We start from the raw sequence: 9154 nt of genomic DNA, 5'->3' as shown, positions 1-9154 counted from the left end.
CTTGCGTCCCGTGACGATGTACGCCTGGTTGGGCCCGGCAACCTTGTAGCGGCTGGTGACGAGCAGCAGGAGCAGGACGACGAGGACGACGAGGCCGCCGACGGCGACGAGGGGGCTGGACAGTTCCACGGGGTTCTCCTAGGCGTGAAGCGGCAGGTCGTGCTGGGGCGAGCGGGGTGGTGGGTGGTGCGGGTCGGGGTCAGGACAGCTCCGGCCACACCGGTGCGACGGTGACCGAGGTGGGCGACAGGACGCTGGTGACGTGCACGGCGGTGCCGGGTGCGATCGGCTGCTCGGCGCGGGCGTTGAGCCGCACCGTGTGGCCCCCGACGAGGATGTCGACGACCCCGAGGCCGCCGACGGGGATCTGGGAGATGACCCGGCCCTCGCGGCCGATGGTGTCGTCCGTGGTGAGGGTGGCGTCGCTGCTGCCGTCGCGCAGCAGCCGGGTCAGCCACCAGGCGAACCAGGCGAAGGCGGTCCCGGTGACCAGGCCGACGGGGATCGCGAGGGCGGTGCCGAGGGCGCCCTGGGCCGCGGCAGCACCGAATCCCGTGGCCGCGACGAAGGCACCGATCACCGCGCTGGAGAAGGCGTCGCCGGCCAGTGCGTCGAGGGCTCCGTCGAAGAGGTCGCCCACGACGATCGAGACGAGCAGCAGCACGAGTCCCGCCACCCCGATCACCATGAACAACGTCATGCCACTCCCCGTAGTGCTCACCCCCGCTTCCCCGACGGAGGGCGCACAGCATGTCAGATCCTGCCCGTCCGCGCCGGGGTTCGGCCGGGCGTGGGCGGAGCCGGGGGCAGGCGGCCTCAGCGCTGCAGGTCCACGGCCTCCGGGGTGTGCAGCCGCACCATGAACCGGCCGGCGTGGACCGGGACCCGGGAGCGGGTGGCGCGGCTGACCACCACCATCGTGGCCAGCGCCGCGGGCACGCTCCAGGCGGCGGGCTGGCCGAGCAGCACGGCCGCCCAGCCCGTGGTCGCGCTGGTCAGCAGCGTCCAGCCCACGGCGGCGCCCGAGCCGATGCCGCCGACCAGCAGGCCGCCCACCGCCCCGGCCGCGGTCAGCCCGCGCCACCAGATGCCGAGCAGCAGGAGCGGKCAGAAGGTCGACGCGGCCACCGCGAAGGCCAGCCCGACGGTGCGCGCGACGCCCACGTCGGGGGCGGCGATCGCGACCGCGCACGGCACCACGACCGCGGCCACGCCCGCCACCCGGAATGCCGTGATGCCGCTGAGCCGACGGCTGGYGACGTCCTGGCTGAGCACCCCCGCGACCGCGATCGTCAGCCCCGAGCTGGTGGACAGGAAGGCGGCGAAGGCGCCGGCCGTCACCATGCCGGTCAGCAGCTCGCCGCCCAGCCCGGGGACCATCAGCCGCGGCAGCTCGAGCACCAGCACGTCGGAGGCGCCGGCGGCGTGGTCGGGCGCGTAGAGCCGGCCCAGCGCGCCGTACACCGGCGGGAGCAGGTAGAAGAAGCCGAGCAGGCCGAGCACCACGAGCGTCGTACGCCGAGCGGCCCGGCCGTCGGGGTTGGTGTAGAAGCGGACCACCACGTGCGGCAGGCCCATCGTGCCGAGGAACGTGGCGACGATCAGCGAGTAGGTGACGTAGAGCCCCTGAGCGCCGCCGTCGCCGAGCGGGAGCGACCAGACGGCGTCGCCCGGCGTGGCCGCGTCGGCGGGGTTCGGGGCGCCGTCGCCGACCCAGACGGCCAGCAGCACGCAGGCCGGGACGAGCAGCGCGGTCAGCTTGAGCCAGTACTGGAAGGCCTGCACGAAGGTGATGCTGCGCATGCCGCCGGAGGTGACGTTGATGAGCACGACCCCCGCGACGATGACCGCGCCCAGCCACGGCGGGGCGCCGATGGTGGCCGCGAGGGTGACGCCGGCGCCCTGGAACTGGGGGAGCAGATAGAGCCACCCGATGCCGACGACCAGCGCCGAGCACAGCGACCGCACCGGGCGCGAGCCCAGCCGGGCCTCGGCGAAGTCCGGCAGCGTGTAGGCGCCCGAGCGGCGCAGCGGGGCGGCCACCAGCACGAGCAGGACGAGGTAGCCGGCCGTCCAGCCGACGGGGTACCAGAGCATGTCGGCGCCGAACACCAGTACCAGTCCGGCGATGCCGAGGAACGAGGCGGCCGAGAGGTACTCGCCGCCGATCGCGCTCGCGTTGAGCCCCGGACGCACCGACCGCGAGGCGACGAAGAAGTCACTGGTCGTGCGGGAGAAGCGCAACCCCCACGTGCCGATGGCCAGGGTCGCCACCGTGACCAGGACGACGGCGACGATGCCGGGGGCGCCGGTCACGGAGTCCTCGTCATGGGCGGGCGTCCGGGCCGTCGGAGACCAGGTCGGCGAAGTCGCGCTCGTTGGCCTCGGCGCGGCGCACGTAGACCCAGCCCAGGACGAGCAGCCACGGGTACACCAGCACCCCCAGCAGCAGCCACGGCACGGGGACCCCGAGCAGCCGCAGGCCGCTCAGGTCCGGGAACACGTGGAAGACCAGCGGGAGCAGTCCGACCGTGAGGAACATCGCGACCAGCACGCCGGCCGCCAGCCGCAGCTGCTCGCCGAGCAGCGAGGACATGTAGATCGCACCGAGGTCGCTGTCGGCGTCGATCTCGCGCGAGGCCGTCGGGCGTACGCCGCTCGCGCGCCGACGTGGCGGACCGGTCACCCGGACCCGCTCCGGGCGGTCGGTGTCGCTCACGTGGCCCGCCGGGTGAGCAGGTCCCGCAGCTCGCGGGTGTGTCGGCGGCTGACGGCGAGCTCCTGCCCGGCGACCACCACCGACACCCGGCCGGCCTCGGACCGGAGCTCGTCGACGTGCGGCAGCGAGACGAGCAGCGAGCGGTGGATCCGCACGAACCCGGCCGGTGCCCACTCCTCGGCCAGCGTGGACAACGGGGTGCGCACCAGGTGCGAGCCCTCGCCGGTGTGCAGCCGGGCGTAGTCGCCCTGGGCCTCCACGTGGGTGATGTCGGAGCGCTGCACGAAGCGGGTCACGCCGCCACGCTCGACGGCGATCTGCGCGTCGCCCGAGGGTGCGGGGGCGCCCGCGTCGACCACGCGACGTACGGCCTCGGCGAGACGCTCGGCCCGCACGGGCTTGAGGACGTAGTCGACGGCGGCGAGCTCGAAGGCCGACACCGCGTGCTCCTCGTGGGCGGTGACGAAGACGATCGGCGGGGGCGAGCGGAAGCGGGACAGCACCTGGGCGAGGTCGAGGCCGGTGAGCCCGGGCATCTGGATGTCCAGGAAGACGGCGTCGACCTCGAGGTCCTGCAGCATCCGCAGCGCCGCGGTGGCGGAGTCGCAGCCGATCACGCCGGCGACGCGGGCGTCGCGCTCGAGGAGGTAGGTCAGCTCGTCCAGAGCAGGCCGCTCGTCGTCGATGACGAGGATGCTCAGGCCGCTCTGGCTCATGGCAGGGCAGCCTAGTGTCGGCTCAGGCCCGGGCGGCGACGCCGGGCGCGAACTTCGGGACCCGGACGACCACCTTGGTGCCCGCACCCGGGGCGGTCTCCACGACGAGCCCGTAGTCGTCGCCGAAGGCGTTGCGCAACCGGGCGTCGACGTTGCCGAGCCCCACCGAGTCCATCGAGGCGTCGCCCGCGAGCGCGCGGCGTACCCGCTCGGGATCCTCGCCGGTGCCGTCGTCCTCGACCTCGATGACGCACTCCTGGGCGAGGTCGCGGGCCAGGATGCTGAGCCGGCCGACACCGTCCTCCTTGTCGGCGCTGGCCTCGAGCCCGTGTCGCACGGCGTTCTCGACGAGCGGTTGGATGCACAGGAACGGCACCGCCACGGGCAGCACCTCGGGTGCGATGCGCAGGGTGACCTGGAGGCGGTCGCCGAAGCGCGCCTGCTCCAGCAGCAGGTAGCGCTCCACCGACCGCAGCTCCTCGGCGAGCGTCGTGTACTCGCCGTGGCGGCGGAAGGAGTAGCGGGTGAAGTCGGCGAACTCCAGCAGCAGCTCGCGGGCCCGGTCGGGGTCGGTGCGCACGAAGCTGGCGATGGCGCCCAGCGAGTTGTAGATGAAGTGCGGGCTGATCTGCGCGCGCAGGGCGCGGACCTCGGCCTCCATCAGCTGCGTGCGGGACGCGTCGAGCTGGGCCAGCTCGAGCTGTCCCGAGACCCACAGCGCGACCTCGTCGGCGGCCCGGATCAGGTGCCCGGTCGCGTAGGCAGCCCCGACGACGAGTGCGCCGACGATGGTCTCCTCGACGACCAGCGGCGCCAGCACGACCTGGCGGACCTCGCACCGGGCCCGCTGGCAGGCGAGGTCGGCGACCCGGGTGCGACCGGTGTCGACGAGGTCGGGCAGGAAGTGGGGCACGTCGTGGCCGTGGTGCTGGCCCGACCCGTCCCACGCGAGCACACCGCTGGTGTCGGTGAGCGCAGCGGCCGGGGTGCCCAGGAGGGCGCGGAGGTGCCCGAGGCTGCGCTCCGCGCTGTCGGCGGTCAGCCCGGCACGCAGGGCGGGGCTGGCCAGCGAGGCGTTGTGCAGGGCCCGGAAGGTCGCGCGGTCCGCCTGGGACCCCAGCGCCGTGCGCCCGCTGTCCGACCGTCGCCAGAGCCGGGGTCGCACCATGCCCGGAGACTACTCAGGACAGTGGTGGACTCGTCGCTAACGGAAGTCGATGAGCAGCATGTCGGTGTCGGTGCCGTCCGAGATGATCGGTCCGCCCTGGGAGGCACCGTCCTCCGGATCGACGCTGGGGCCCTCCGTGCGGTCGATGACCCGGGCGCGGAAGCACTCGGTCCGGTACGCCAGCTGCATGCCGTCGTGCCCGCGGCCGTAGTCGTCGTACAGCGCGCGGACCTTCTCGAGCCGCGCCTCGCGGGCGGCCTCGTCGAGGCCGGAGACCTGGGAGCGGGAGGCGATGGTGTCGACGAGGGTCTCCCGGTTGACGTCCTGCCAGTGCGCGAAGGCCTTCTCCTCGACCGCCCCGAAGAGGCTGCTCCCGGCCAGGAGGTCGTGGGAGCCCCCCGACGTCGAGCTCCACTCGCCGGCGACCTCCGCGAGCCTGCGGACCCACGGGATGCGCGTGTCGAAGACGTTCCACGCGAGCGCCAGGTGGCCCCCGGGCTTGAGCACCCGGGCGATCTCCGGCAGCGCGACGTCGTGGTCGAACCAGTGGAAGGCCTGTGCCGCGACCACCACGTCGACCGACCGGTCGTTGGCGGGGATCTCCTCGRCGCCGGCGACCTTGGCGCTGCAGCCGGGGACCTGCGCCTCGAGGAGCGCGAGCATCGCGGCATCGGGCTCGGTGGCGTAGACCGCGTGCCCCTGCGCGACGAGCTCGCGGGTGAGCTTGCCGGTGCCCGCGCCGAGCTCGAGGACCACCTTCGCCTCACCACCGACGAGCCACGAGACCGCCTCGGCGGGGTACGACGGGCGTCCCCGGTCGTAGGCCTCGGCCACGGCCCCGAAGGAGCCGGACCAGCGCTTCATGTCCTCGGGGGTGGGCTGCTCGTCGCTCATTCCCTGCAGGCTACTAGCGTCGTCGTCCGTGACGACCGATCCCTTGGCCTGGCTGGTGGACCTCGAGGGCGTGCCCTCCGGCTACGCCGCCGTCCGTGACGGCATCGACGTGATGCTCCGCGACCGGGGACTGCGTCGGACGTCGCCGGAGACGACCGCCGAGTCGCTGCTCCGCGGCGCCCACGCGTCCGCGGTGCTCGAGGGCTCCTCGGCCACGCTGGCCGAGCTGCGCGAGGGCGGTGGCGACGCGATCGCCACCGACGCGGTGCGGATGTCGACCTCGCTGCTGGCCCTGGCCCCGCTGCTCAAGACGGCGCCGCTGCAGGCGATCGCCCGGATCCACAGCGTCGTCGGGTCGGCCTCCCTGGACCCCGAGCAGCTGGGTCGACCCCGGGACGCCGCATCCGCCGATCGCCTGCGGGGGGTGGCCGAGCTGCTGCTGGCCGAGACGTCCGCGCCGGCGCTGCTGGTGGCGGCCGTCGTGCACGCAGACCTGGCCACGGCGGCGCCCTTCGCCTCCCACAACGGCATCGTCGCGCGGGCGGTGGAGCGCCTCGTGCTGGTGTCCCGCGGGGTGGACGCGAAGTCTCTGGTGGTGCCGGAGGCCGGGCACCTGGCCCTGCGCGCGCAGTACGAGTCCAACCTCGGTGCCTACCGGGACGGGGGGCCGCGGGGGGTGCACGCGTGGGTGCTCTACGCGACCGAGGCGTACGCCGCGGGAGCCGAGGCCTCACCGTTGCGGCGGGCCGCCGAGTAGTCGACGACGCACCGCATGCGAACGGCACCTGATCGTGTGATCAGGTGCCGTCGCTGACACGTGAAGCCGGGCTACCAAGCGTGCAACATCCAACTGCTGTCCCGGTCGTGGCCGGTGACTCGCGCCCTTGTGCGAAGGGTAGATCGCCGCGTGGGTTCTGGGCTCACGTGCTGCTTGTGGAGTTGTGTGTCTCAGTTGTACGCCGGTCCCGGCCAGCGTTCAAGGGTTGACTTCCACCCCGATCGGTGCGGGCTCAGACCCCGTCCCGGCGCTTGCGGGCGTTGACCCACAGGACGCCCCCGGCGGCCATCACGCCGCCCACGGCCAGTGCGGCCAGGGTCGTGCGGGCGGGGGGGAGCGGCACCCGGGAGCGCAGCGCGACGGGCTTGTCGAAGACCAGCACGGGCCAGCCCTCGGCGGTCGCCGCCCGGCGCAGCTCGCGGTCCGGGTTGACGGCGTACGGGTGGCCGACGGCCCGCAGCATGGGCACGTCGGTGACCGAGTCGCTGTAGGCGTAGGAGCCCTCGAGGTCGTAGCCGACGAGCCGGGCGAGGTCCTCGATCGCCCGCGCCTTCTCCTCGGAGTAGGCGTAGTACTCGATCTCGCCGCTGTACTTGCCGTCGACGATCTCCATGCGGGTCGCCACCACCCGGTCGGCCCCGAGCATCTCGCCGATCGGCTCCACGACCTCCGACCCGCTGGTCGAGACGATGACGACGTCACGTCCGGCCCGGTGGTGCTCCTCGATCAGGCTGACCGCCTCGTCGTAGACGATCGGGTCGACCACGTTGTGCAGGGTGTCGGCCACGATCTCGCGCACCGTGGCGACGTCCCAGCCGGCGCAGAGGGCGGACATGAACGCCCGCATCTTCTCCATCTGGTCGTGGTCGGCGCCGCCGACGAGGTAGACGAACTGCGCGTAGGTGCTGCGCAGCATCGCGCGCCTGCYGATCAGCCCGCCCGCCTGGAAGGGCTTGCTGAAGGCCAGCGTGCTCGACCTGGCGATGATCGTCTTGTCGAGGTCGAAGAAGGCCGCAGTGGGGCGGGGCATGTGCGCCATCGTAGGCCGCGGCGCGACAGGTGGCGGTCCATGCGCGCCACCCGCCGTCCACCGGCGCCCTGGAGGGGCCGCTCGTCCACAGGGATGCGGACGGGTGCGACGCGTCGTCGGTCCTCGCGGGGAGCCTCGGGGCATGCAGCCCCTCCTCCTCACCCGCGATCGTGCCCTCGCCGACGAGGTGGCCAGGCTCAGCGCCGCCGCCGGGGTCCGTCCTGACGTGTACGACGACCCGTTCGCCGCGCTGTCCGTCTGGCCGTCCGTCCCACTCGTGCTCGTGGGGGCCGACCTGGTCGACGAGGTGGCCTCGGCCCGCCCGGGGCGGCGCGACGGGGTCCACGTGGTGGGCTGGACCCTCGGGGACGGGGTCTTCCGCGCGGCGCTGGCGATCGGCGCCGGCACCGTGGCCGAGCTGCCCGCGTGCGAGGCGTGGCTCGTCGACCTCCTCGCCGACGCCGAGGAGTCACCCGGTCGCGGGCGGACCCTGGGCGTCATCGGAGGAGCCGGCGGCGCGGGCGCGTCCACGTTCGCCTGCGCGCTCGGCCAGCTCGCGGCCGCGCGCGGGCCCACCCTGGTCGTCGACACCGATCCGCTGGGTCCGGGGCTCGACCGGATGCTCGGGCTCGAGTCGGTCGCCGGCGTCCGCTGGGGGGAGCTCGCCGCGAGCTCCGGTCGGCTCGGGGCGCGGGCCCTGCGGGAGGCGGTGCCCCGGGCCGATGGGGGACCGCCGGGTCCCGGCGTCCTCACCTGGGCGCCGGGACCCGTCGTGGAGCCCGACTCCGTCGTCGTGCGGGAGGCGGTCGCCGCCGCCCAGCGCGGGCACGACCTCGTGGTGCTCGACCTCGACCGGCACGGCCGGACCCTCCTGGACGAGCTGGTGGCCCGGTGCGACCGCCTGCTGGTGGTGGTGCCGGCGACCCTGGCCGGGGCGGCGTCGACCGTCCGGCTCCTCGACCGGCTCGATCCCCCGCCGGGTGCGGCGCTGGCCGTGCGCCACGGGGGCGTCCCGTGGGCCGACCTCGAGCGGGCCACCCGCCTGTCCGTCGCCGTCGAGGTGCCGGACCAGCGCGGACTGGCGGAGTCGCTCGACCTCGGTCTCGGACCGTTGCGCCACCACCGGGTCCCGTTGGCCCGGGCCGCCCGCCGGGTGCTGGACGCCGCCGCATGACGCCGCCGACGATCGCGCCCGGCCTGCTGGACGAGGTGCGGGAGCGTCTCGCCGCCACCCCGGGCGACCTGTCCCCGCACCGGGTGGCCGAGGCGCTGCGGTCGGCAGGGCGACCTGTCGGGGACGCGATGGTGCTCGCCGTGCACGACGAGCTGCGTCGCGACGTGCTCGGCGCGGGTCCCCTCGAGCCCCTGCTGAGCCGGTCCGGGGTGACCGACGTGCTGGTCAACGGGGCCCACGAGGTGTGGGTCGACTGCGGCGACGGACTCGAGCTCACCGGCGTCCGGTTCCCCGATGACGCTGCGGTCCGTCGGCTGGCCCAGCGGCTGGCCGCCACCGGCGGGCGACGGCTCGACGACGCCATGCCGCACGCCGACGTGCGCCTCCCCGACGGCACCCGCTTCCACGCGGTCCTCGCTCCCACTGCGCGTCCGGGGACGGTGGTCTCGCTGCGCGTCCCCCGGGCCCGGGTGTTCACGATGGCCGACCTCGTGGCCGGGCGTTCCGTGACCGAGGAGGGCGCCGAGCTGCTCGCCGCGATCGTGACCGCCCGATCCGCCTTCCTGGTCACCGGCGGCACCGGCACCGGCAAGACCACGCTGCTGGCGGCGATGCTGTCGCTGGTCGACCCGGGGGAGCGGCTGGTCCTCGTCGAGGACTCCAGCGAGCTGCGCC

At 74.2% G+C, this 9154-nt stretch carries 10 protein-coding genes; 3 read left to right on the top strand and 7 right to left on the bottom strand.

The genetic code is table 11. The features are described 5' to 3' along the window. Positions 1 to 199: 199 nt before the first annotated feature. From ACXJKL_RS07920 to ACXJKL_RS07895, 6 genes are all read right to left on the bottom strand, one after another. Positions 200 to 700, bottom strand: a complete 501-nt coding sequence (locus ACXJKL_RS07920; protein ID WP_457206518.1) for a hypothetical protein — start codon at positions 698 to 700, stop codon at positions 200 to 202. A gap of 116 nt (positions 701 to 816) precedes the next feature. Beyond that, positions 817 to 2316 carry a sodium/solute symporter gene (locus tag ACXJKL_RS07915; RefSeq protein ID WP_457206517.1) on the bottom strand — a complete coding sequence of 500 codons (1500 nt, stop codon included), beginning with the start codon at positions 2314 to 2316 and terminating at the stop codon, positions 817 to 819. A gap of 10 nt (positions 2317 to 2326) precedes the next feature. After that, positions 2327 to 2719, bottom strand: a complete 393-nt coding sequence (locus tag ACXJKL_RS07910) for a hypothetical protein (protein WP_457206516.1) — start codon at positions 2717 to 2719, stop codon at positions 2327 to 2329. Further along, entirely contained in the window at positions 2716 to 3435 is a 720-nt protein-coding gene (locus ACXJKL_RS07905; RefSeq protein WP_457206515.1) for a LytR/AlgR family response regulator transcription factor, read from the bottom strand. The genes ACXJKL_RS07910 and ACXJKL_RS07905 overlap by 4 nt, the downstream gene beginning before the upstream one ends. A 22-nt stretch (positions 3436 to 3457) precedes the next feature. Further along, entirely contained in the window at positions 3458 to 4603 is a 1146-nt protein-coding gene (locus ACXJKL_RS07900; RefSeq protein ID WP_457206514.1) for a sensor histidine kinase, read from the bottom strand. Between the two features lie 36 nt (positions 4604 to 4639). After that, the gene (locus ACXJKL_RS07895) at positions 4640 to 5497 is read right to left on the bottom strand and encodes a class I SAM-dependent methyltransferase (protein WP_457206513.1); all 858 of its coding nucleotides are present in this window, start codon (positions 5495 to 5497) and stop codon (positions 4640 to 4642) included. Between the two features lie 28 nt (positions 5498 to 5525). Here ACXJKL_RS07895 and ACXJKL_RS07890 point away from each other — a divergent pair, with 28 nt between their 5' ends. Continuing rightward, entirely contained in the window at positions 5526 to 6254 is a 729-nt protein-coding gene (locus ACXJKL_RS07890) for an oxidoreductase (RefSeq protein WP_457206512.1), read from the top strand. A 253-nt stretch (positions 6255 to 6507) separates the two neighbouring features. On the opposite strand, the gene ACXJKL_RS07885 is transcribed toward ACXJKL_RS07890, so the two are convergent. After that, positions 6508 to 7305, bottom strand: a complete 798-nt coding sequence (locus ACXJKL_RS07885) for an HAD family hydrolase (RefSeq protein ID WP_457206511.1) — start codon at positions 7303 to 7305, stop codon at positions 6508 to 6510. 142 nt (positions 7306 to 7447) lie between these two features. Between ACXJKL_RS07885 and ssd the strand changes: the two genes are divergently transcribed. Continuing rightward, positions 7448 to 8479 (top strand): septum site-determining protein Ssd, encoded by a 1032-nt coding sequence (gene ssd, locus ACXJKL_RS07880; protein ID WP_457206510.1) that lies wholly within the window; start codon positions 7448 to 7450, stop codon positions 8477 to 8479. Continuing rightward, positions 8476 to 9154 (top strand): ATPase, T2SS/T4P/T4SS family (locus ACXJKL_RS07875; RefSeq protein WP_457206509.1); only part of this gene is annotated, 679 nt, incomplete at its 3' end. The genes ssd and ACXJKL_RS07875, both read left to right, overlap by 4 nt.

This window comes from Nocardioides sp. P5_C9_2 (assembly GCF_054049555.1).
The sequence above is the reverse complement of the archived record's forward strand: the minus strand, read 5'-3'. Positions and strand labels throughout refer to the sequence as shown.

What these genes read in the sequence shown, in the direction of transcription:
- ACXJKL_RS07905 (WP_457206515.1), bottom strand. Translation starts at nt 3,435, where the DNA reads ATGAGCCAGAGCGGCCTGAGCATCCTCGTCATCGACGACGAGCGGCCT.
- ACXJKL_RS07920 (WP_457206518.1), bottom strand. Translation starts at nt 700, where the DNA reads ATGACGTTGTTCATGGTGATCGGGGTGGCGGGACTCGTGCTGCTGCTC.
- ssd (WP_457206510.1), top strand. Translation starts at nt 7,448, where the DNA reads ATGCAGCCCCTCCTCCTCACCCGCGATCGTGCCCTCGCCGACGAGGTG.
- ACXJKL_RS07900 (WP_457206514.1), bottom strand. Translation starts at nt 4,603, where the DNA reads ATGGTGCGACCCCGGCTCTGGCGACGGTCGGACAGCGGGCGCACGGCG.